17 protein-coding genes are annotated in these 22261 nt (G+C 71.6%); 7 read left to right on the top strand and 10 right to left on the bottom strand.

Translation table 11 applies throughout. From position 1 onward, the window contains the following. The first annotated feature begins 287 nt into the window (after positions 1 to 287). Genes dnaN through IVW53_03600 form a run of 5 tightly spaced genes read left to right on the top strand, consistent with a single transcriptional unit; the run spans position 288 to position 5879 of the window. Positions 288 to 1406 (top strand): DNA polymerase III subunit beta, encoded by a 1119-nt coding sequence (dnaN, locus tag IVW53_03620; protein MBF6604651.1) that lies wholly within the window; start codon positions 288 to 290, stop codon positions 1404 to 1406. Then, the gene (locus IVW53_03615; protein ID MBF6604650.1) at positions 1403 to 2617 is read left to right on the top strand and encodes a DNA replication/repair protein RecF; all 1215 of its coding nucleotides are present in this window, start codon (positions 1403 to 1405) and stop codon (positions 2615 to 2617) included. The genes dnaN and IVW53_03615 overlap by 4 nt, the downstream gene beginning before the upstream one ends. Then, positions 2614 to 2928: a DUF721 domain-containing protein gene (locus tag IVW53_03610; GenBank protein MBF6604649.1), complete on the top strand. Its 315-nt coding sequence runs from the start codon at positions 2614 to 2616 to the stop codon at positions 2926 to 2928. Before IVW53_03615 ends, IVW53_03610 begins: the two co-directional genes overlap by 4 nt. A gap of 26 nt (positions 2929 to 2954) precedes the next feature. Next, a complete protein-coding gene (locus tag IVW53_03605; GenBank protein MBF6604648.1) occupies positions 2955 to 5255 on the top strand; it encodes a hypothetical protein in 2301 nt (766 codons plus the stop codon). 51 nt (positions 5256 to 5306) lie between these two features. Further along, positions 5307 to 5879 (top strand): bifunctional nuclease family protein, encoded by a 573-nt coding sequence (locus IVW53_03600; GenBank protein ID MBF6604647.1) that lies wholly within the window; start codon positions 5307 to 5309, stop codon positions 5877 to 5879. A 41-nt stretch (positions 5880 to 5920) separates the two neighbouring features. On the opposite strand, the gene IVW53_03595 is transcribed toward IVW53_03600, so the two are convergent. From IVW53_03595 to IVW53_03585, 3 genes are read right to left on the bottom strand one after another with little or no spacing between them, the layout of a single operon-like run. Continuing rightward, a complete protein-coding gene (locus tag IVW53_03595; GenBank protein ID MBF6604646.1) occupies positions 5921 to 6739 on the bottom strand; it encodes a glycosyltransferase family 2 protein in 819 nt (272 codons plus the stop codon). Further along, on the bottom strand, positions 6739 to 8373 hold the full coding sequence (locus tag IVW53_03590) for a DUF2723 domain-containing protein (protein MBF6604645.1): 1635 nt from the start codon (positions 8371 to 8373) through the stop codon (positions 6739 to 6741). The genes IVW53_03595 and IVW53_03590 overlap by 1 nt, the downstream gene beginning before the upstream one ends. Continuing rightward, positions 8363 to 9766, bottom strand: a complete 1404-nt coding sequence (locus tag IVW53_03585; protein ID MBF6604644.1) for a hypothetical protein — start codon at positions 9764 to 9766, stop codon at positions 8363 to 8365. Before IVW53_03585 ends, IVW53_03590 begins: the two co-directional genes overlap by 11 nt. 134 nt (positions 9767 to 9900) lie before the next feature. On the opposite strand from IVW53_03585, the gene IVW53_03580 reads away from it, so the two are divergent. Next, positions 9901 to 15183 carry a phospholipid carrier-dependent glycosyltransferase gene (locus tag IVW53_03580; GenBank protein ID MBF6604643.1) on the top strand — a complete coding sequence of 1761 codons (5283 nt, stop codon included), beginning with the start codon at positions 9901 to 9903 and terminating at the stop codon, positions 15181 to 15183. 27 nt (positions 15184 to 15210) lie between these two features. Here the strand turns inward: IVW53_03580 and IVW53_03575 are convergent, their stop codons facing one another. From IVW53_03575 to IVW53_03545, 7 genes are read right to left on the bottom strand one after another with little or no spacing between them, the layout of a single operon-like run. Continuing rightward, complete coding sequence (locus tag IVW53_03575) at positions 15211 to 16407, bottom strand: glycosyltransferase family 4 protein (protein ID MBF6604642.1); 1197 nt, start codon at positions 16405 to 16407, stop codon at positions 15211 to 15213. Then, positions 16404 to 17225, bottom strand: coding sequence for a PHP domain-containing protein (locus IVW53_03570; GenBank protein ID MBF6604641.1), 822 nt, complete (start codon positions 17223 to 17225; stop codon positions 16404 to 16406). Before IVW53_03570 ends, IVW53_03575 begins: the two co-directional genes overlap by 4 nt. Beyond that, on the bottom strand, positions 17222 to 18232 hold the full coding sequence (locus tag IVW53_03565) for a hypothetical protein (GenBank protein ID MBF6604640.1): 1011 nt from the start codon (positions 18230 to 18232) through the stop codon (positions 17222 to 17224). Before IVW53_03565 ends, IVW53_03570 begins: the two co-directional genes overlap by 4 nt. Further along, positions 18229 to 19272: a lysophospholipid acyltransferase family protein gene (locus tag IVW53_03560; protein MBF6604639.1), complete on the bottom strand. Its 1044-nt coding sequence runs from the start codon at positions 19270 to 19272 to the stop codon at positions 18229 to 18231. Before IVW53_03560 ends, IVW53_03565 begins: the two co-directional genes overlap by 4 nt. Then, the gene (locus tag IVW53_03555) at positions 19269 to 20546 is read right to left on the bottom strand and encodes an inositol-3-phosphate synthase (protein ID MBF6604638.1); all 1278 of its coding nucleotides are present in this window, start codon (positions 20544 to 20546) and stop codon (positions 19269 to 19271) included. Before IVW53_03555 ends, IVW53_03560 begins: the two co-directional genes overlap by 4 nt. Then, positions 20533 to 21288 (bottom strand): CDP-alcohol phosphatidyltransferase family protein, encoded by a 756-nt coding sequence (locus IVW53_03550; protein MBF6604637.1) that lies wholly within the window; start codon positions 21286 to 21288, stop codon positions 20533 to 20535. Before IVW53_03550 ends, IVW53_03555 begins: the two co-directional genes overlap by 14 nt. Then, a complete protein-coding gene (locus tag IVW53_03545) occupies positions 21285 to 21650 on the bottom strand; it encodes a winged helix-turn-helix transcriptional regulator (GenBank protein MBF6604636.1) in 366 nt (121 codons plus the stop codon). Before IVW53_03545 ends, IVW53_03550 begins: the two co-directional genes overlap by 4 nt. A gap of 172 nt (positions 21651 to 21822) precedes the next feature. Between IVW53_03545 and IVW53_03540 the strand changes: the two genes are divergently transcribed. After that, the gene (locus IVW53_03540; GenBank protein ID MBF6604635.1) at positions 21823 to 22257 is read left to right on the top strand and encodes a hypothetical protein; all 435 of its coding nucleotides are present in this window, start codon (positions 21823 to 21825) and stop codon (positions 22255 to 22257) included. Positions 22258 to 22261: the final 4 nt, after the last annotated feature.

Raw genomic sequence — 22261 nt, 5'->3', positions numbered from 1 at the left:
GAGCCGTCCTGGCGGTCTGGCGTACCTCGGCCACGGCCGCGGGCACGCTGTCAACCGGGCGTCCACGGAGCCATCCCCACCCGACGCCCGCTCGTCCACGACGAGCGCCTGGTCGTCCACGACGCGGGCTCGCGGGGCCACGAGGGTTCGTCCACGCCATCCACGCCCTTATGGTGATGATGATGAGGTGAGAAGATAGGTCGGTCTACATCACGTTCACCGGTGGGGCTTCGCGTGACCGGGACGCGGAACCCGGCCCAAACCGTCGCATCCTGGAGCACCGAATCGTGAAGCTGTCCGTCATGCAGGAGAACCTCGCCCGCGGCCTCGCCGTCGCCAGCCGGGCCGTCTCATCGAGGAGCACGCTCCCGGTCCTCGCGAACGTCCATCTCAAGACGGAGGACGCCGGTCTCAAGCTCACCGCGACGAACCTTGAGATCGGCATCACGTACTGGGTGCCGGGCAAGATCGAGACGGACGGTGCCATCACCGTGCCGGCCCGATTGTTCACGGACCTCGTCGCGTCGCTCCCGGGATCCGAGCGCGTGGACCTCGAACTGCAGGCGGCCGACACGCTGCACATCCGGGCCGGGCGGTTCGCCACCCATGTCAAGGGGATCGACGCTGAGGAGTTCCCGGCGATCCCGAGCGCTGGCGAGCGGCCGACGACGAGAATCGCCCAGAACGTGCTCCGCCAGGCGCTCTCCGAGACGACGTTCGCCGCCGCGAGCGACGAGGCACGACCGATCCTCACCGGCGTCCTCGCGAGATTCGAGGGTGACCGGCTCACGCTCGCAGCGGCAGACAACTACCGGATCGCCGTCAAGACCATCCCGATCCTCGACCCCGTGGAGGACACGAGTCTCGTCATCCCCGCCCGGTCGCTCGCCGAGCTGACGCGTGTCCTCGCGGACACGGACGACGCGGTCGACCTCGTCATCTCTCCCGCCCGGAACCAGGTTCTCTTCCACCTCGACGGTATCGAGCTCGTGAGCCGGCTCATTGATGGCCAGTTCCCGAACTACCAGCAGGTCGTCCCGGCCGCCCACACCACGCGGGCGATCGCGGACCGGGAGGAGCTCCTCAAGGCGGTCCGCGTCGCCGGGCTCATCGCCCACGAATCGGCCAACATCGTCAAGCTCCAGGTCGGCGTCGACGGGGATGCCGGCATCGTCGTGAGCGCCAACGCGGAGGTCGGCGACAACGAGGGCCACGTGGAGGCGATCGTCGAGGGCGACGGGACGACGATCGCATTCAACGCCCGGTACCTCGCCGACGTGCTCCAGAACGTCGCGGCCGAACGCTTCGCCATCGAGCTCAACGGCCCGCTGTCGCCCGGCGTGTTCAAGCCGATCGGCGATGATGCGTACGTCCACGTGGTGATGCCCGTCCGGACGACGAGCTGAGGGACTGGGGCATCCGCCCGCCCGGTCAGCTGCTCCACTCGATCACCGTCGCCGACCTCCGCGGGTACGGCGCTCTCCACGCGGCATTCGGACCGGGCCCCCAGCTCGTCTGGGGTCCGAATGCCGCCGGCAAGACAAGCCTGCTCGAGGCGATCGTCCTCCTCGCCTGGGGTCGCTCCCACCGGACGACGACCGATTCCGAGCTCATCCGGTGGGGCGCCGACCTCGCCCGCGTCGAAGGATCCGTCGGGCCGGCGACCGAGCCGGATGGCGGACCGTCGTCCGAGACGATCGAGGTCGCGATCGTCCGCAGCGGACCGTCCGGCGGACGCAGGCGGATCCGGGTCAACGGCGTTCCAAGGCGCTCGAACGTGCTGGCCGACCTGCTCCGTGTCGTCGTCTTCGCGCCTGAGGAGATGCTGCTCGTCGCCGGGCCGCCCGCCCTCCGTCGCGCGGCGATCGACGGCCTCGCGACCCAGCGCTCGCCGGTCTATGCTCGAGATCTGGTCACGTACGGCCGGGCGCTCCAGCAGCGCAACTCCCTCCTCCGGGCGATCCGCGACGACGGGGCGAGTCGCGCTGAGCTGCGCTTCTGGGACACCGCGTTCGTCGAAGCCGGCGGAGCGCTCGTCGCGGCGCGCCTCGCGCTGCTCGGGGACCTCGCTGTTCCGCTCGCCCGGGCGCACGCCGAGATCGCACCGGACGAGGCGGCCACCGCGCCGCTCCACCTCCGCTACGGCACGAACGCGACCGCAGCCGCTGGTGAGTCGCCCCGCGACGCGCTTGCGCGGCGACTCACCGAGACGGCGGACAAGGAGCTGTGGAGCGGCACCACGCTCGTCGGTCCTCACCGCGACGACCTCGTGTTCGAGCAGTCCGGCCGCGACCTGGCCTCGTTCGCCTCGCGCGGCCAGCAGCGGACGGCGATCCTCGCGGTCAAGCTCGCCGAGCTCGATCTCCTCACCGAGCTCGACGGACGACCACCGCTCCTGCTGCTCGACGATGTCTTCAGCGAGCTCGACCCGGAGCGGCGCGCCCATCTCGTCCGGCGCATCTCGGAGTTGCCCCAGGCCTTCGTGACGACGACGACCCTCGACGACCTCGACCCGGTCCTCCGGGCGCACGCCACGAGCTGGGAGGTCCGGGCCGCTGCGACGGACGAGCCGTTCGCGGTCGGGGCGCGGCTCCTTGGCCCGGCCGTCACGCGATGAGCGGCCGGCGCCGGATGGAGCGTGTCGGCGACCTCATCCCGGCCGCCGCCCGGCACCTGGGTCTCGAGGAGGAGCTCCGGCTGGCGCGGGCGATCGCGACCTGGGAGGCGATCGTCGGCGAGCGGGTTCCTGCGGCGGTCGGAACGAGCCGTCTCGTCAGGCTCGACGGCTCCGCTCTCGTCGTCGAGGTAACGGAAGCGCTCGCCGCCCAGGAGATCCGCCTTCGCTCGGCCGAGCTGCTCACCGCCTTCCGAACGGCGCCGGGAGGCCTTCCGGCGGCCGACCTTCGTGTCGTCGTCCGCCGCGTATAATCGCCGCCACACAACGAGGGGCACGCATGGCCGTACGGCTCCACATGAAGCTCGGCTTCGTGCCCGAGACGGACCGTCTCGCCGACTCCCCGGACACGATCCGAACGCACGAGCCCGCGGTCGGGGCCGTCGTCCGTTCGAAGGGAGCGCTGTACCTCCTCGCCACGTCGCGCGCGAGCGGTCCGAAGGTCCGGGACGCCACGAGGCTCGTCGCGGACACGATCGAGCACGACTACTACTACGACGAATCGGCAGGCATCCGCGTCTGCCTCGAGAAGGCGATCCGGAACGCGAACCGCCGCCTCGCCCATGCCGGCGACAAGTTCGGCCTCGGGCGCGCGGAGGCCGAGAACGGGCCGATCGGCGTCGCCGTCGCGGTGATCCGCGGCGGGGAGCTGTACGTCTCGACGATCGGTCCGGCCGAGGCATACCTCGTCCGGCAGGCCCGACTCTCGACCCTGCCGGATCCGCATCGGGAACGCGGGCTGCCGACCGGCGCCATCGATCCGGAGGTGTGGCGTGGCGAGATCGCGGTCGGCGACTCGCTCATCCTCGCTTCGTCCAACCTCGTCGCCCGGCTCGGGCCGGACGAGCTGAAGGACGCCATCACCACCCTCCATCCGCAGTCGGCGATGGAGCACCTCCACCATCGCTTCATCGCGGCCACGGGCAGCGGTAGCGACGGGGCGATCGCCGTCGAGGCGACGGAGGTCGCCTCGACGGCGAGGCACCGGGCACTCGTCCCGGTCCGACCGCTGGAGCCGCTCGCCGGAGCACCCGATCGCTCCCCGATCCCGCTCGCCGACTCGGTGGGCGACGGCGTGGCGGCCGTCTCCGCGTCGGCGGCCCGGGCGAGGACCGCTGCCGGCGGCGCGATGACCCGCACGCTCCGACGGTTCCAGGAGGTGCTCCCGGCGCGGGGCTCGCCGTACCGGCGGGTCACCCCGGCCTCGTCGCGTGTGGAGGCGCAGCGGCGGGCGGCCGTCGCGATCCTCGTCCTCGTCATCATGGCCTCGCTGCTCGGTGCGGGCATCTGGTTCGTGGGAGGCGGGGCGAGCAGTCCGCGCGCATCGATCACGACGGCCTCGACGGCGGTCCAGGACATCCGCGACGATCTGGCGAAGATCTCCGGCCCCGGCATCAACCTCATCCGCGACGACCCGCGCCAGGCCGAGGGCCTGCTCCTCGACGCGTACGGGAAGCTCGCGGAGGCGCAGGCGGCGGGTGTCCCACCGGCGACGCTGGGCCCGCTCCGAGCGGAGGTCCTCCGCGGTCTCGACGCGATCTACTCGGTCGTGCCGGTCGCCTCGACCGTCGTCTTCAGCTTCCCGACCACGACGGCCGCGGATCTCGGGACGATCGTCCTCGGTCCGGACGGGGTGCCGTACATCCTCGATCGCGCCACCCAGACCGTCTATCGGGTCGACCCTGGGACGAAGAAGGCGACGATCGTCATCAGGGCCGGCCAGGCCGCTGCGGGGCTCGTCGCCGCGGCCCCCCGCTACCTCGCGGTGGGCGGCCGGGACGTGCTGGTCCTCGACGCCCGCAACGTCCTGTGGCGGTGGAGGCCCGCCGATTCCAAGGGAAGGGGTACCCTGACCCGGATCGCGATCAATGGGTCGGCGAGCTGGGGGGCCGACATCCGCGGCTTCGGGACATTCCTCCGCGGCGACTCGGCGAGCGGCCAGTACAACCTCTACGTCATCGACCCCTCCTCGCAGCAACTCCTCCTCTACACGCCGGCGGCCGACGGGTCCGGCTATCCGGGATCGCCGACCGGCCGGCTGCCCACCGCCCAGCCGGTCGGCGACGTCGACGCGATGCTCATCGACGGCGACATTTACTTCGCCGAGGCCGGGCTGGTGAAGCGGGTCGTGCCGGCGGGCGCCTGGACGCCCGGGCCGATCGGCGACACCGCCCTCCGCCCGACGAGCCATTTCGTGGCGCTCGCCTCCTACGCCGACCGGCGGACGGGGATCCTCTATGCGTTCGATGCCCTCAACTCCCGGATCGTCGCCTACGACAAGGGGACCGGCGCGTATCGCCAGCAGTTCCGCCTCGCCGACGGAGCGCCTGGCTGGAGCGATCTGCGCTCGTTCTACGTGGTCCCGGGGACGGCCTCGACGCCGCCGACGGTCATATGGATCTCCGCCCGCGATGTATCGATGGCGCCCCTCAGCCCGGTCCCCGATACGCTGACCGGCGGGGCGACGGCATCGCCGGGCCCCTCGCTCGCCCCTGCCTCGCCGGCCGCGCCGACGACGAAGCCGAAGGCGACGGCGCGCCCGACCGTCCGCCCCGGCGCGACCTCGAGCGTGCATCCGTGACCGCGGGCGGCATCGGCCAGCTCGTCGTCGGCGGGGTGGGATAATCTGGCCATGTCCGGTCCGCTGGTCGAGATGGTCGTCGAGAGCGTCCGGGTCCACATGCTGTCGAGCAACCACGTCGTCATCCTCAAGTCGAGCGATGGGGAGCGATACCTGCCGATCTGGATCGGCCAGTGGGAGGCGAGCGCCATCGCGATGCGCCTCCAGGGGGTCTCCCCGGACCGCCCGCTCACCCACGATCTCCTCGCGACGACGCTCACCGAGCTCGGCGCCGAGGTCCGGCGGATCGTCATCTCCGAGCTCGCCGACGACACGTTCCATGCCCGGATCGCCGTCGCCATCGGCGATCGGATCGTCGACGTCGACGCCCGACCGAGCGATGCCCTCGCCCTCGCCCTCCGGGCAGGCGCCCCGATCTACGCTGAGCCCGAGGTCCTCGAGGCGGCGGGGATCACGCCCGGGTCGGACGAGGGGTCGGCGGACGATCTGGCTGGCTCGCTGCTCGATCGCCGGCCGGTCGGCGATCGTACGGTAGACCCCCGCCTCGACGTCTTTCGCGACTTCATCAACTCCCTCGGCGCGGACCCGGAGGGTGGACAGCGGGAGGGACCGCAGCGCGGCTGACCGCCCGGGCGCGCGAGGTCCGGTCAGCCGGCGGGAGCCCCTCAGCCGGCGTCGATCATCCGCTCGCCGCGGGTGAGCGCACTTCGGGGATCGGCCCAGAGACGGAGCCTGAGCCACCAGAAGTCGCGGACCGCGCGAAGGACGACGGACGGCCTCGCGCCGGTCGGCGAACCGGCCGTGCGCGGGTGATGCGGCACGCCGACCTCCGTCACGCGGCGACCGTCCGCCAGGAGCTTGATGAGCAGTTCGGCCGAGAAGAACGCCCCGCCGGACTCGACCCTGAGGCCGCCGAGCGCCTCGCGGCGAAACAGCTTGCATGCGCAGTCGACGTCGCGGACGCGGAGTCCGAAGAAGAGACGGTTCGCGAGGCGGTAGGCGCGAGCGTACAGGGCGCGGATGGGAGGGTCCGCCCGCTGGAGGCGGAAGCCGACGACGACGTCGGGATGGTCAGCATCGACGAGCCGGGCGGCGAGCCGGCCGAGGTCGACGACGCGGAACTGGCGGTCGCCATCCGTGAACGCGATGAGCTCGTGGCGCGAGGCCCGGAAGCCTGAGCGCAGGGCGGCCCCGTAGCCGCGGTTCGTCGGGTGATGGATCGCCCTGACGATTCCCGGGTGCGCTCCGGCGAGCCGATCGGCGATCGCCGACGTCGCGTCACGCGAGCCGTCATCCACGATGACGATCTCGAATTCGCGGGCGATCGATGGGAGCGTCTCGAGTGCCTCGGCCACGAGCCCCTCGAGGTTCGCCTCCTCGTTGTGTGCCGGGAAGAAGTACGAGAGGCGCTCGAGCGGCGGCGCGCTCGCGGTCTCGCCCTGGGACTGGCTCGCCGAGGCGTCCGGCGGGAAAGTCTCGCTCATCAGAACCCCGTCGAACGCCGGCCGACGACCTCGGCGAGTCCCGACCGCGGCGGGTCGGGGAGCATGGCGAGCTGATATCGCCGGCCGAGCATCGCGGTCTCCGCCGGGAGGCGGATGATGTAGACAGGGCGACGGCCGAGATACGAGTCGATCACGGTCGGTACGTCTCCGAGGTTCTCATCGAGCCGGGTGCGATCGTCGATGATCGTGATATCGGGCCGCCGCCCCTCGACGTCGCGCGCATACCATAGCGGAGTGGAGTAGCTCCACCAGCTGATCACGACGGCGTTCGGCTTGAGCTCCGCGAGGACGAGGTCGAGCCAATCGGCGGCGGCCGTGTCGAGGTGGCGGTCCGCGAGGACGCTCACCGCCGGCGCCGCGGTCACGGCCGGGACTGCAAACAGGCCGGCGCCGACCAGCTCCCCGACGAGGCCGAGGACCGCGGCCGTCGTCGCCCGCGATCGACCGGATCTCCCGAGCATCGCCCGGGCGGCTTCGGCGGCGCCGGTAATGGCGATGGCGACGGCGATGGCGCCCCAGGTGATCGCGATGAGCAGCGGCCCGAGGTAGTAGCGGTCGATGTCGGCGTTCCGATACGAGACCGCGAAGAAGCAGGTGATGGCGAGCGTCGGGACCGTGAGGAGCGCATACCGCGGCCGGCGCACGATCGTGGCCGCCAGTCCGAGCGGGACGAGCGGGGCGAGGGATCCGAGCTGGGTCGTCGTCAGGTCGATGAGATCGTGGAGCTTCCGCCCCAGGTCGGCGAGGGGAGTGCCGAGGGCGCCGCGGAACTGCTCGGCGAGGACCACGTAGGCGAAGCCGGCGGGCGTCTCGGGGTGACCATAGACGAGCGGCGCTCGGAACGGACCGGCCCGCAGCGGAAGCTCGAGATAGAGCGCGGCGACGAGCGCACCGAAGACGCCGATGCAGCTGCCCACGAGCCGCGGCCGGTGAAGGACCCCGGGTTCGACGGCGAGGACGAAGAGCGCGATGCCCGGGGCCACGAGGAGCGCGAGCGGGTGGTTCGCGACGGCGACGGCGTACGTCGCGGCCGCCGCGATGAGCCACCGATCGGCGGCCTGGTGCGACCCAGCGGCTGCCCGCACCCGCTCCTCCCAGCCGACGAGGAGGACGAGGAGCAGCGCGAGCAGCACGAGGTGGAGGCTGTGGGCGTCCGCGTGCGAGGAGATGTCCCACGTGATCCGGGTGAGGAACAGGACGATCCCGGCGGCGAACGCGAGGAATGGCCGTCCGGTGAGCTGGCGGACCAGCACGACGGTGAGCCCGACCGCCGCCGCGACGCACAGGGCCGCGAAGAGATCCATCCGGAATGCCGGCTCGCCGAACGGCTGGAGGACGATTGAGGCGACCCAGCCGAGGATCGCGTAGGCCGGGAACCCCGTCGGGTGAAGCGTGCCCAGCAGGGGCGGCACGGTCTGGAACTCCGCGGTGTCCCAGAACGCCACGCCTGGCAGGAGCGTCCCCCGGGCGAGCCACAGGGCGACGAACGCCGCGCCGACGGGACCGCCGATGCCGACGACGCGACCGATCGACGTGATGGCCCGGGTCGCCGCTCCGCCCGCCGGCGCACCCGCGGCCGAGCGAGGGTCTGTCAGCAGTTCGCTACCAGCCATAGGCGGCCGCCCACCAGACCCCCCACAGGTTGACCGCGATCGAGACGGCGATGAGGCCGCCACCGATGACGATCGCCCGGCCAGGCGCCGAGCGGGACAGCCGGGCGAGACCGAGCGCCACGAGGACGAGGGCGAACGGAGCCCAGTCGAGGCTGAAGCGGTATCCGAACTGGACCCACCCCTGGCTGAAGTGCATGAGATCGATGAATCCGATCGCGACGATCGCGACGATGGCCGCGACGACGATCCGGCCCGGACGCCGCGTGAGGATCGCCGGCGTCGCAAGGAGGTAGGCGGGGCTCGTCAGGAGGAGGCCCATCCCGACCGAATTCGGCGCGACGATCGGGCAGGCCGGGTCGAACCAGCCGCGGACCGCCCCAGCGGCCGTGCACAGGCGGGCTCCGAAATCGAGGGTCGTCGGCGCGATGTCCGGCGGCCCGACGAGTGCCAGGGCGAGATTCTGCGGCACGTAGCGGAGATCCTCGATCGCCCAGTCCGGGTGGTAGCCGAGGAACGCGTAGCCGACGGCCTCCTGGCGGTAGAGGAAATCGTAGACGGGATTGAAGACATGCCCGCTCGCTGCGAGGTTGTACGCCGCGAGTGCAGCGAGCGGCAGCGCCGCGCCGAGGCCGGCCGAGGCCCCGCGCCGGAGCCACGTCCCGCCCGAGCCGACGAGGAGGAAGAACGGGGCGCCGAAGACGATCGTGAGGCGCGCGGTGCAGGCGAGCCCGAACAGCATGCCGGCGACGAACTGCCGACCGTCGAGCGAGAATCGGCGTCCTCGGCCCGGCCGGGTCAGCTCCCCGCCGAGCGCGAGCCCGACAGCGGCGAGGCACAGGCCCACCGCGACGACATGGGCGAAATACCACGTCGTCCCCTTTTCGGCGGCGAACCAGAACACGGTGCCGAAACCGAAGAACATCGTGACGGCGACTCGGACTCCACGTCCGACCGGGAGCCGGCCGAGCATCCAGAACGCGAGGCCCACGTCGAACGCGCCGAGGACGGCGGCGAGGAGCTGCTCATTCGTCGCGAGTCCGTAGACGGCGACGAACGGCAGGAGGACGACGGCCGGGAGGGGCGGGAACGGGAGGAGGCCGCGCCCGGTCGGCATGCCGTTCGAGCTGAGGATCGCCTCGACGTCGTTGAAGTAGTCGTTGCCGGGTGCGCCGCCGCCACCGACGACGGGAAAGGCGATCGAGGTCTTCCCGTCGAGCCAGGCGGCAGCCTGCCAGACGAAGTGGTTGTAGAAGTTCGGGCGCTCGAGATCGGATGCGACGTAGACGACGAGCGCGATCGCGACGATCGCGAGCCCGACGGCGACGGTGATGGCAGCGTCCGTCGATGGGGCGAAACGCAGGCTGGCGGAGCGGGGTCGATCGTCGTCGGCCATGGTCCCGTCGATCCACCGGTCGGTCGCCGACGGACCCTGTGCTATCCTCCGATCCACCTCAGCGCCCGTGCAGGAGTCCGACCCGCTTGACTGGCGCCGCCACGGGTGAGCCCGATCGGAGCACCGCCGCCCCGATGCGGACCACCGGGGCCCGTGACGCGGTCGGCGCGATCGCGGTCATCCTGGCGCTCGCGTTCGGCCTGCGATTCATCATCGCATACATCCTGCCCGGGTCCGGCTTCGGCGTCGACCTCAACGCGTTCCGGTTCTGGGCGAGCGACCTCGCCCAGAACGGTCCGTGGGGCTTCTATGATCGGCCGTTCTTCCACGACTACACGCCCGGCTACCTCTACGTCCTGTGGCTCGTCGGCACGGTGGAGCGCGTCCTGCCGACGCTCGATCTCATCAAGGTGCCGGCGATCCTCGCGGACCTCGCGGTCGGATGGCTCATCTGGTCCATGGCGCTCGAGCTCGGGGCGAGCCGGCGGAAGGCCGTCCTCGGCGCGGCGCTCTACCTCTTCATCCCCGTCACCTGGTTCGACAGCGTCGTCTGGGGCCAGGTCGACTCGGTCGGCCTCGTCTTCCTGCTCCTCGGTCTCCGGGAGCTGTGGCGCGACCGGCCGGAGCGAGCGACCGCGCTCGCCGTCGTGGCGGCGATCGTCAAGCCACAGCTCGGGATCCTCGTCCCGATCGCGGCCGCCGTCCTCCTCCGGCGCTACCTCGTGGATCGTCCGCCTCTCCGGGACCTCCGGCGAGGCCCGGCCCGCCTCCTCTCGTCCGGCGCGGCAGGGCTGACGACCGCCGTCCTCCTCTGTGCGCCGTTCCGGTTCTCGATCCTCGACCTCATCGCCCAGGTCCAGAAGACCGCCGGCGGATACCCGTACCTGACCCTCAACGCGTACAACCCGTGGGCGCTCGTGACGTCCGCCGCCGGCAGCGGCCTCGCCCAGAGCGGCCAGTGGCTGTGCGACGCGGTGACGGGCAGCGGGGCGAACACTCCGTGCCCGCCCGGCTCCGAGACGCTCATCGGGCCGCTGCCTGCCGTCGTCGTCGGCACGGCGATCTTCCTCATCGTCGTCACGATCGTCGTCGGGATCGTCATGTGGCGACCCGATCGCCTCACGATGCTGGTCGGCCTCACCGTCCTCGCGGTGGCGTTCTTTGTCCTCCCGACCCGCGTCCATGAACGCTACCTGTTCCCGTTCTTCGCCCTCGCGGCGATCCTCGCGGCCTTCTCCACGCGCTGGCGAGTCACGTACCTCGTCGTCGGCGCGGCGACGTTCCTCAACCTCTATGTCGTCCTCACGACGCTCTACCAGAACAACCCGGGTATCTCGGACTGGTTCGGCATCGGCCCCGCGATCCGGAGCTGGTCAGGGGTCGCCGCGATCGCCGCCGTCTTCAGCCTCGCCTTCGTCTGGGTCGCCATCCAGCTCCGACCCGGAGGCCGGCGGGCCCTCGAACGCGAGCTCGACGCAGGGATCGACGGTCCGGTCGAGCGCCCCGTCGCGCGACCGGTCGCCGCCGGGCAGCTGCTCCCGGCCGTCGCGGGATCGTCGCCCCGGACCTCTGCGAACTCGTCGGCTGCAGGTCAGACGCCGCGGGGCGTGGACCCGGCCCGGTCGTCCTGGTTCGGGCCGCTGGGCGCTCTCCGGGGGAGGCTCGGCGCGCCATCCCTCCGCGCCGATCGTTCGCGTGCGCTCGCCGGGGAGATCGGCGGTCGCCTCGACCGGCTCGACCTGTGGCTCGTGGTCGTGCTCGTCGTCGCCGCGACCGTCTTCCGGATGTGGCGGCTCGGCGAACCCACCTCGATGCACTTCGATGAGGTCTACCACGCGCGGACGGCGACGGAGTTCCTCCAGGACTGGCGGTATGGCGAGCCGCACGCGATCTACGAGTTCACCCATCCGCATCTCGCGAAATACGCGATCGCGCTCGGTATCATCGCCTGGGGCGACGACCGGACGACCGCCGCGAGCGACCTCGGCGTCCCCGTCCGCGACGTCGCGATCGAGACGCGCTGGGACGATCCGCTTCTGCCCGATCATCGTGCCGGAGATCGGCTGTACGTCGCGACCGGGTCCGCCGTCCGCGTGTACGACCTCCAGACGCGGGCCGTCGTCGCGACGATCCCGTCGCCCGGAGCGTCCCTCCTCGCCGTGGACCAGGCCGGTCACCGGCTGTTCATCGGTTCGACCGACGGCTCGCTGACGGAGATCGACACGAGTCCGGCGTTCGACGCGGTCCGCCGCGGCGCGGACATCCGATCGATCGGGCCGCCGATCGCGTTCGGCTCCTTCGGGACGTCCATCCGGCGCCTGGTCGCGACGGACGACGGCGCGTTCGTGGTCGCCCTCTCGACGGCCGGCGATGTCGTCTCGATGGACGGCGGGAGCGGAGCGATCCTCGGCAGCGTCGCCGCCCCCGGCGCCGTCGACATCGCCTCGGCCGGGACCTCCCAGGGCCTGGTGGCGGACCTGGGTGCCGTCCCGGATCCGTCCGCGGCCGCGACCACGCTCGCCGCACTGCTCGGCTCGGACGCGGCGACACTCCGCTCGCGGCTCGTCGGCCACACGGGCCGTGTCGTCCTCGGCGGCTCGTTCGACCCGACCGTGCAGGCGAAGGTCCAGGCGGCGATCACCGACGGCCGCCTCGCCGGATTCTCGTTCAGCCAGCTCGCCGAGGTCGCGGTCGCCGACACGCAGGGCGTGACGATCGTCTCGCCCGCCGACGCGAGCGTCGACGCCGAGGTGCCGATCGCCGGGGGCGCGACCGGCCTCGCCCTCACCGCCGGCCTCGACGCGCCGCGACTGTACGTCGCCGCAGGATCGTCGGTCACCGTCATCAAGCTGCCTGCCTCCTCCGACGCGAGCGGCCAGCCGGTCGTCGAGACGTCCATCCCGATGCCGGGACCGGTCTCGCGGGTGACGTTCGACCCGGCGTCCGTCATGGTCCACGTGCTCGGCCTGACGCCGGACCGGACGACGAACACGATCTACGTGATCGAGCCGCATGGGAATGCGGTCTACGCGGACGCGCATCTCCCGTTCGCGCCGGTCGCCTGGGCGACGGACGTCGAGCCGCTCTATCCATCGACGGACCGCCAGGCGATCCTCGCCCTCGACGCGTCCGGCGCCGTCGCGAGCGTCGACATCGGGAACCATGAGTTCAGCTGGCGGGTGCCGGGCGTCATCGCCGGCTCCCTCACCGCCGGCCTGCTCTTCCTTCTGACCCGCATCCTCTTCCGCCGCCGGACGGTCGGCGTCCTCGTCGCGATCTTCTCGCTCGTCGACGGGATGTTCTTCGTCCAGTCCCGGATCGCCATGAACGATGTGTACGTGGGCCTGTTCCTCATGGCCGCCTACGTGGTGTTCGCGGGGCTGTGGCTCGGAATCTGGCGTCGCCGCTGGGCGTTCTGGGTCGCCATGCCGGCGATCGGGGTGCTCCTCGGCCTCGGCCTCGCGAGCAAGTGGGTCGCCGCGTATGCGATCGCCGCGGTCGGGCTCCTCGTGCTCCTCCGGTCCGCCCTCGGGCGAGTCCTCGCGATCGTCGGCATGGTCGCGGTGACGATCGTCCTCGGCTACATGGGCCTCGCGACCTCGGTCCCGGAGGCCGGCCAGACCGCGTCGAGCGGCGCGAACTTCCTGTTCATGTTCCTCATGATGGGCCTCACCCTCATCGCGGTGGTCGTGGCGATCCTCCACCCGATCGCCTGGTCACGCGAGGAGATGTGGTTCGCGGTGGGCGCCCCCACGGTGGCCGGAGTCGCCCTCGGCCTCGGCGGGATCGCCCTCGCGGCGCGCGGCGGACCGTCCTCGACGGCGCCCTCGGCAGTGGGCTTCGAGACCGGCCTGGCGGGCCGGGCGATCGAGGCGGGGATCGCCGCGCTCCTCCTCGCCGGGCTCATCGTCGTCGCCTTCCGGTTCGCGGGTCGATACGGCTTCGGGCCGCTCGCGGAGCCGCCCGCTCCGGACGATCCGGCCCGCTTCCTCGAGCCACCGGCGCCGGCACCCCTCGGCTGGCTCCGACCGGGCTCGGCGTACGGGCTGCCGGTCGTGTGGATGCTCCTCTGCATCCTCGTGCTGCCGATCGCGGTGTATGTCGTGTCGTACATCCCGTGGGCGTTGAACAGCGGCGGGCCGGCGGGATCCCCGGTCATCTTTCCGGCCGGCACACCGCTCGTCGGAGCCTGGCCGCCGGGTCACACGGGCCAGACGCTCGTCGACCTGACCAAGTCGATGTACGCCTACCACAACGATCTTCGGGCGACCCACCCGGCGTCATCTCCGTGGTGGGCCTGGCCGTTCGACCTCAAGCCCGTCTGGTTCTATCAGGGCGGCTTCGCGGGCAACACCTCGGCGGCGATCTACGACGCCGGCAACCTCGTCACCTGGTGGCTCGGCGTGCCGGCCATGGCGTTCGTCGTGTGGCAGTCGTTCAAGCGGCGGAGCCCCGGGCTCGCACTCATCGCGATCGCCTTCGCCTTCCAGTGGCTCTCGTGGGCGCGGATCGATCGGGCGACGTTCGAGTACCACTACTACACGAGCGTCCCGTTCGTGATCGTCGCCCTCGCGTACCTGCTCGCCGAGCTGTGGCACGGGGCCTCGTCGCGGACGTGGCTCCTCGCGCGCGTTTCCGCGGCGGTCGCGATCATGGGGCCGGGATTGCTCTGGGTCCTCAAGGCGCCACTGTGCGCCTTCGTCGGCGTGGACCGGGCGAACCCGGGCTCGCAGGCGTGCACCGGCGACCCGGCGACGATCGTCGTCACCGCCCGGACCGCGGGACTCCTCCTCGTGGTCGGGATCGGACTCGTCGCCCTCGCCTATCAGCTCGCCCACCTCGAGGCGGTCGACGACGGGCGGGCCCGGCCTCGGCGGCGCGGCGGTGTCGGCTCGCTGCTCCTGACGGCCGTCGGCGCGACCGTCGCCCTGGTCGTCGTCGGTGCGACCTTCGGCAACGCCGTTCTCGTCAACCTCCAGGCGTTCTCGACCGCTCCGCTCGCCATCGGCGCGCTCGTGGTCCTCGCCTGCGTCGCCTGGTTCATCGCGGGGGCGCGCGATCCCCGCCGATTCGTCGTCGGAGCGGTGATCGCGGGGGTCGCTGAGTTCCTCGTCGTCTATCCGAACATCGCCGCGCTGCCGCTCCCGTCGACGATCTTCAACGCGTACCAGGGCATCCTGCCCACGTACCTGTATCCGTTCCAGTTCCCGACGAACACGGACCCGCCGGCGACCGCGCCGAGCCTCTTCGCGCCCGACAGGAGCTTCCTCGGGTTGCCCCCCGGCCCGGTCCTGCTCCTTTTCCTCACGATCGCCTGTCTCGTCGTCGCGTACAGCGCCTGGACGTGGCGGATCGCGCTGGCCGAGCGGTCCGCCGCAGCGACGGACGAGGCGGACACGCCCGCCCGCAGCGGTTGACGCTCGGATCCTCGACGGGCTCGTCCCTCAGGTCGGTCCGGCCTCGGCGCGGCCGCTGACGCGTGACGCAGGCGGCACCTCGGCATGGAAGTCCGGGGGAAGCGCGTCGGCGGCGGCGAGGCGCCGGATGACGAAGCCGTAATACGACTCCACCTTGGCCGTCACCCGATCCCACGAGAACTCCTCCGCCCGAGCCCGACCGCTCGCACTCATCTCGGCCCGCAGCCCCGGATCGGCGAGGAGCCGGGCGGTCGCCGCGGCGAGCGCCTTCGGTTGGCGGGGCGGCACGAGCAGCCCCTGCTCGCCGCGTCGGAGGACGCCCTTGTAGCCGTGGATGTCGCTCGCCACGATGGGCGCGCCGGACGCCATCGCCTCGAGGAGGACGATGCCGAACGATTCCTTGCCGGTGGCGGGTGCGATGAAGAGGTCCGCCGTCCGGAAGAGCCGGGCCTTCTCCTCGTCGCTCACCCGACCGAGGAACTCGACGCCGCTGAGGCGATGGGTGAGGACATACCGGCGGGCCTCGCGCTCCTGCGGCCCGGTCCCGACGACGAGGAGCCGGCAGTGGCAACCCGTCTTGCGGAGGATGCGGTACGCCTTGAGCAGGTCGAGCAGCCCCTTGCGGGGTTCGTGACGGCCGACGAACAGGAGGTTGGATGTGCCGTCCTGCCACCGCGCGACGGGGACCGCGCGCCGGAAGCGGGCGACGTCGACCCCGTTCGGGATGACCTTGTAGTCGCCCTCGAAGTAGCGATCGATGAAGTGGCGAGCGGCGGCACTGACGGCGATCCTGCCGTGCAACCGGGCGGCATACCCGCCCATGACCCGGCGCCCGAACTCGTACGCCGGCGACCAGCCGCCGAAGGCGTGGAACGTCGCGATGTTCACGCTCCGCGACCGGCGCAGGACGATCGGCGAAAGGAAGGGCACGAACGGCTCGTGGAGGTGGAGGAGGTCGAAGCGCTCGCGGTCGAGCATCGCCGCCACCTGGGAGAGGTAGCGGGGCGAGAGCGTGATGGTCCCGACGGAGCCGTTCGCCGGCATGCTGAAGCCCTTGCCGAGGCGGATCACGTCGCCCTCGCTCGCTCGCTGGAGGCCGTGGCTCGAGCTGATGATCCGGACGTCGTGGCCCCGCGCCCGGAGGCCCTCGTACAGGTAGCGGACGTGCTCGTTGACGCCACCCGGGAGCGGGTAGACGTACGGCGTGACGAGGCCGATCTTCATCGCTCGATCTCCGCCCCGGCCGGCCGGTCGCTGTCGAAGCGTGGCGGGCGCCGGCGGCCCCCGGGGTACCCATGGTCTCGCCCGGTGCCGTCGCGGCGAAGGCGACCGCCGACCTCGTCGCGGGCGTCGCGACCGTACTTGCGGAGCTGCTTCGCGAATGTGCCGAGCTGACCGAGCGAGCCGTGGAACGAGCCGTGAGCATGGGTCCGGCGTTCGACGATCGCCGTGCGGAGCTCCGTCGCGGTCCGGCCCGGGAAGGTCGTATGGCCGATCCCGACCGCGTCAGCCGAGTGGGCGTCGCTGTTGCCGACGGCGGCGAGTTCGTATTCGGTCGCGAACCGGACGGCCCGGTCGTGGAACGGCCGGCCGAGGGCCGTCGGATTGAACGTCTCGAGTCCGTCCGGATGGACCCGCGGATCCGGGTCTGCGAGCAGCCGCCGGAGCGCGAACGCCTGGGCGCAGAGCGGGTACGGAACGAGTGGATGGGCGGGGATCGCCAGGCCGCCCTGTTCGTGGACCGCCGCGATCGTCGAGCGGAGGGAGCGAAGGGAGCGGACGGGTGCCTCGATGTAGAGGGCGAGCAGGTGTCCGCCGAGGGTCGTGACCTCCTCCCCGACGACTACCTCGAGCGGGAGGCCCCGGTCGAACGCCATCGCCCGGGCCGCGACGGCGGCGTCGATCCGCTCGTGGTCCGTGATCGCGATGACGTCGAGCTCGGCGACCTCGACCGCATGGGCGAGGATCTCCTCGAGGCCGGACGTTCCGTCCGAGGCGAGGGTGTGGATGTGGAGATCCGCCCGACCGAGGCGATCGGTCATCGTCGTTCGAGCACGGCGTCGGGCCGCGACTCGGCGGTCGGCGCAGGATTCGGTTCGGCCGTCGGCGCGGCGGCGGCCTCGAGGTCCGGCCAGATCGGAAAGAAGATCGCCCACCACTGTTCGGGAGCGTCGGCGATCGCCCGCTCGAACGCCCGAGCCTCGTCCGCCAGGATCGCCGTCACCCGTTCCCGGCGCGTGCCTCCGGTCGGGACGGGGATCTCCTCGAGGCGGCCGGCGAAGCGTCCCGGAGCGAGCCTTCGAACGGCCGTCGCGTAGAGCCGTGCGCCGCTCTCGATGGCGAGGAGGGCCGGCCCGGCTGGCAGCGGAGCCGGCGCCCCGAACAGGGTCGTCGCGATGCCGCCGCCGGTGAGGTCGCGATCCGCGACGAGCCCGACCGGGTCACCGGCCCGGAGCGCCGCGAGCAGCTCGCGCCGTGCTTCCCGGACGCTGACGATCCGGATCCCCATCGCGCCGCGCGTCCGCACGAAGTATCGCTGGAGGGCCGGATCGCGGAGCGTCTCCATCGGGGCGACCGGCGTCCGGCCACTCCGTGACGCGAGGTAGAGGCCGGGCAGCTCCACGGACCCGAAGTGCGGCGCGATGAAGATGATCGGGCCCGCTGTGGCGAAAGCGCGATCGACCACCTCCGGCGAGTCGATGGCGAGCCGGTCCCGGATGAACGCCGGCGTCCACGATGGGACCTGGGCGACTTCCAGATAGTACCGGGCGGCATGGCGGAACGAGGCCCGGACGAGGCGCTCGAGGACTGCCGGATCCGTCGCCGCGCGCCGGGCCCGGGCCGGGCCCATACCCTCGGCCGCGAGCCACCCGCAGACGCGCCGGAGATTGCGGCGGGCCCGGCCGGCGCGCTCGGGAGCGAGCCGGTACCACAGCTCGCCGACGAGATCGGCGATCCCGCTGAGGAGCCGATCCGGCAGGCGGCCGGCGAGCCAGGAGACGAAGCCGAGCCCAGCAGCCGCCATCCGGCCCCCGATCACCCGGGTCACGCCCCGGAGGCGAGCATCGCCGCGGCCCGCGCCTCGAGCTCCGCCGACTCTTCCGCGGTCGGGGGCCACATCGGCTTGAATGAGTACCACTGCTCCGGCGCGGCCGCGATGGTCCGCTCAAGCGCGTCCGCGACCGCCTGGGTCGCGCGCTGGAGCTCGGCGGGAGCGTTCGACGCGACCCGGATCGGCATGTCGAGGGTCGCCCGGAACCGCCCGTCGGCGAGACGGCGGATCGTCACCGGGACGATCGTCGAGCCGGTCTTCGCGGCGAGCGCCGCCGGGCCTGCCGGAAGTGTCGTCCACGCTCCGAACAGGCGGACCGGGATCCCGTCGGCGCGGTAGCCCCAATCGATGAGGAGCGCGAGCAACTCCTTCCGTCGGAGGACCGCATAGACGGCCCGGAGGTTCCGCCACGGGATGACGGAGACGCCCCACGACTCGCGCTGCCGGCGGAGGAGCTCGAACATCTCCGGGAACGACGAATCGTCGGCGACGACGCTGATCGGCCAGCCCCGGGACGCGACGCCGGCCGCGCAGGCCTCGTTGTTCCCGACGTGGCCCGCCACGAGGATGACCCCGTCCGACTCGCGCCAGTAGCGTTCGAGATCCTCGATGCCCTCAGGCTCGACGAGCCCGCCCACGGCGGCCGGAGGAAGCGACGGCAGGCGCATGAGCTCCACGAGGTAGCGAGCGTAGTGGCCGTAGGCGCGGAGGGCGAGGCGCCGCACGGAACGATGGGACGGCTCGCGGCCGAGGACGTGACCGAAGTTCGCGTCCACCCAGTGTCGCTTCTTTGGCCAGAGCAGGTAGCCGGCCTGGCTGAACCAGCCGATGACGGTCCAGGCCGGCCGCGGCGGGAGGTGGGCGAGGAGCCACGCTGCGGTCCGGTACGCTCGGACGGTCACCCGCTCCAGCGGTCGGAAGCGTTCCTCGAGCCGACGGTGCGGCGCCTCGAGCCCGATCCGCGGTCCCGCCGGCCGGTCCCGCGTCTCCCGTGCGGCCTCTCGACCGGCGATGTCGCTCGTCCCGGGCTCCGTCACCGGGCCGCGGCGGCGACCCGCGCCTTCGCCCCGGCGAGCCGCTTGAGCTTCGGCGTCGGCGCGGCCTCCGTGCCGACGAGCGTCTCGGCGTCCTCGCCGCGGATGAATGCCTCGACCCGGTTGAAGGCGATGTCGTCGTGGATCTGGCGCGGCGGGCTCTTCATGAAGTAGCTCGCCGGCGCCACGAGGGTTCCCTTGAGCCCACGATCGAGACCGAGCTTGATGCAGCGGATCGCGTCGGTGATGACGCCGGCACTGTTCGGGCTGTCCCAGACCTCGAGCTTGAGCTCGGCGTTGAGTGGGACGTCGCCGAACGTCGTGCCCTCCATCCGGATGTAGCACCACTTGCGGTCGAGGAGCCAGGGAACGTGGTCCGACGGGCCGACGTGGATGTCGTCGGGGTCGATCTCGTAGTCGAGCATCGACGTCACGGCGTTCGTCTTGCTGATCTTCTTGCTCTCGAGCCGTTCCCGCTCGAGCATGTTGAGGAAGTCCGTGTTGCCGCCGAAGTTGAGCTGGTACGTGCGATCGAGCCGGACGCCGCGGTCCATGAAGAGGCGAGTGAGGACGCGATGGGTGATCGTCGCGCCGACCTGGCTCTTGATGTCGTCGCCGATGAGCGGCAGGTTGCGCTCGGCGAAGCGCCGCTGCCAGTACGGCTCGCGGCCGATGAAGACGGGGATCGCATTGACGAAGGCGACGCCGGCCTGGAGCGCCTGTTCGACGTACCACTTCGTCGCCTGCTCGGAGCCGACCGGCAGGTAGCTCACCATCACGTCGACCTGCCGCTCGCGGAGGATCCCGACGATGTCCGCGGTGGGCCCGGGCGCCTTCTCAATGATCTGGCTCAGGTACTTGCCGAGACCGTCGTGGGTCATCCCGCGCTCGACCGGAACGCCGAGATGAGGGACCTGCTGAAAGACGTACGTATTGTTCGGCTTCGTGTAGATCGCCTCGGAGAGGTCCTTGCCGACCTTGTTCCGGTCGATGTCGAAGGCGGCCACGAACTCGATGTCGCGGACGTGGTAGCCACCGAGGTCGACGTGCATCAGTCCGGGGACGAAGTCGTCCTTCTTCGCGTTCTCGTAGTAGTGGCGTCCCTGGACGAGACTGCTCGCGCAGTTGCCGACGCCGACGATGGCGACCCGGATCCTGCCGTCTCCGCGACGGGGAGCGCCGGCGTGCGTGGGGTCGGGGGCCACGCCGTTCGTGGCCGCACTGCCGTTCTTGCCGTTCTTGCTCACGCGTCTCTCCGTGCTGCTATCGGTGACCATTCGACTGATCGTGGACATGGACGATGCGCTGGGCGATCGTGATGGCGCAGGTGAGGACGACGATCCCGAGGGCGACGGCCAGGGCGGTCGCTCCCGCCAGATGGCCGGGATTCCCGGCACCCGGCACCGGGTAACCCACCACGCCGAGCGCTCCGGCGGTCGGCACCGGGTAGCCCACTCCGCCGAGTGCTCCGGCGATGACGAGCCCCGCCGCGAGGACGATGAGACGCTCCGGTCGCGGAGCGATCCCGACCTCGGCAGTCAGGCCGACCGCCTCCGCCCGCGCCCGGGTATAGGTGACGATCGACGAGGTCGCCATGGCGAGCGCGGCCAGGCCGGCGCCCTCGGGGAAGCCGCCGATGGCGGAACCGAAGGCCACGCCCGCGAGGACGAGGTTCTCGCCGGTCCGGTCGAGCGTCGAGTCGAGGAACGCCCCGAAGGCCGACGCGGTGCCGGTCGCCCGTGCGAGCGCGCCGTCGAACAGGTCGAAGATCCCGAAGGCGATGACGAGCACGCCGGCGAGGACCCAGGCCTGCTGCGCCGCCGCCACCGCCGCGACGCAAGTGCCGAGGAAGCCGACGATCGTGATGGAGTTCGGCGTCAGGCCCAGCCGGCCGAGGACGAGGGCGATCGGGACGGCGACCGCCCGCAGGCGGGCCCGGGTGGCCGGCGATACGAATGAGCCGCCATGTCCGCCGGGCTCGCCGTGTCGGCGTCCATCGGCGCGCCGCGCGCCGCTCATGGGACCCCGCCCGACGGGAGCCCGAGGATCAGCCGCTCGCGATCGACGTTCTCGGCAAACGACTCGTCGCGGAGCGAGCAGACGGTCCCGCGGCCGGCGCGTCGTGTCACGACGAGCCCCGCGGCGCGCAGCCGGCCGATGTGCCAGCTCACGAGCGGCTGCGAGAGACCGACGTGGTCGACGAGCTCCATGACGGTGGCCGGCCCGCCGGCCAGCCGGCGCACGATACGCAATCGATTCACGTCCGCGAGCGCCTTGTGGAATCGGCGCAACTCGCGGAGGTCGTCGGGTTGATCGACGATCGTCGCGAGCGTGGAGCGGATCCGGGCGGGTGAGGGGGACAGGGCGGAGGCCTCGAACATCAACGGCCATTGATATAAAGCGTCGTTGATGCTAGCGATGCGGCGCGGGTGAGTCAAGGACACGCCTCCCGGGGGGTGTGCGACGAAAACGTAGGTGTCTCGAGAGGCGAGCGTAGTCTGTGGTAGTCTGGTTGTTGATGCCGCAACCAGACCCCGGACAGGAGACCGCACCGTGGCACAGCGCTCGCTCCCAGACCTCGAGCAGCAGCGGGCCCGGCTCCACGCCGAGCTCGCCGACGTCGGCGACTTCCGGCGCGGTTCGCTCACCGAGAACTACCGCCGCTGCGGCAAGCCGAACTGCGCCTGCGCGGCGCCTGCGCATCCCGGCCACGGGCCACGGCACCTGTGGACCCGTTCGGTGGCCGGTGGCCCGACGAAGGGGCGTCAGCTCTCGGCGGGCCCGGAGGTGGACAAGGTGCGCCGGGAGCTGGCTCACTACCAGGAGTTCGTCGCGCTCAGCCACCAGATCGTGGCGGTCAACGAGGCGATCTGCGATGCCCGGCCGATCTCCCCGCTGGCCGCGGGCGAGCCGGCGAGGAACGGCGCGATGGGGCCCGAAAAAGGGGGCTCTACGCGGGCCTCGGGGCGGACTTCGCCGCCGAGGTAGCACC

The organism is Chloroflexota bacterium (genome assembly GCA_015478725.1).
GTDB lineage: Bacteria > Chloroflexota > Limnocylindria > Limnocylindrales > CSP1-4 > C-114.
The sequence above is the reverse complement of the archived record's forward strand: the minus strand, read 5'-3'. Positions and strand labels throughout refer to the sequence as shown.

Coding starts and splice junctions, on each gene's coding strand:
- IVW53_03610 (MBF6604649.1), top strand. CDS start 2,614: ATGAGCGGCCGGCGCCGGATGGAGCGTGTCGGCGACCTCATCCCGGCC.
- IVW53_03605 (MBF6604648.1), top strand. CDS start 2,955: ATGGCCGTACGGCTCCACATGAAGCTCGGCTTCGTGCCCGAGACGGAC.
- IVW53_03600 (MBF6604647.1), top strand. CDS start 5,307: ATGTCCGGTCCGCTGGTCGAGATGGTCGTCGAGAGCGTCCGGGTCCAC.
- IVW53_03595 (MBF6604646.1), bottom strand. CDS start 6,739: ATGAGCGAGACTTTCCCGCCGGACGCCTCGGCGAGCCAGTCCCAGGGC.
- IVW53_03590 (MBF6604645.1), bottom strand. CDS start 8,373: ATGGCTGGTAGCGAACTGCTGACAGACCCTCGCTCGGCCGCGGGTGCG.
- IVW53_03585 (MBF6604644.1), bottom strand. CDS start 9,766: ATGGCCGACGACGATCGACCCCGCTCCGCCAGCCTGCGTTTCGCCCCA.
- IVW53_03580 (MBF6604643.1), top strand. CDS start 9,901: ATGCGGACCACCGGGGCCCGTGACGCGGTCGGCGCGATCGCGGTCATC.
- IVW53_03575 (MBF6604642.1), bottom strand. CDS start 16,407: ATGAAGATCGGCCTCGTCACGCCGTACGTCTACCCGCTCCCGGGTGGC.
- IVW53_03570 (MBF6604641.1), bottom strand. CDS start 17,225: ATGACCGATCGCCTCGGTCGGGCGGATCTCCACATCCACACCCTCGCC.
- IVW53_03555 (MBF6604638.1), bottom strand. CDS start 20,546: ATGGTCACCGATAGCAGCACGGAGAGACGCGTGAGCAAGAACGGCAAG.
- IVW53_03550 (MBF6604637.1), bottom strand. CDS start 21,288: ATGAGCGGCGCGCGGCGCGCCGATGGACGCCGACACGGCGAGCCCGGC.
- IVW53_03545 (MBF6604636.1), bottom strand. CDS start 21,650: ATGTTCGAGGCCTCCGCCCTGTCCCCCTCACCCGCCCGGATCCGCTCC.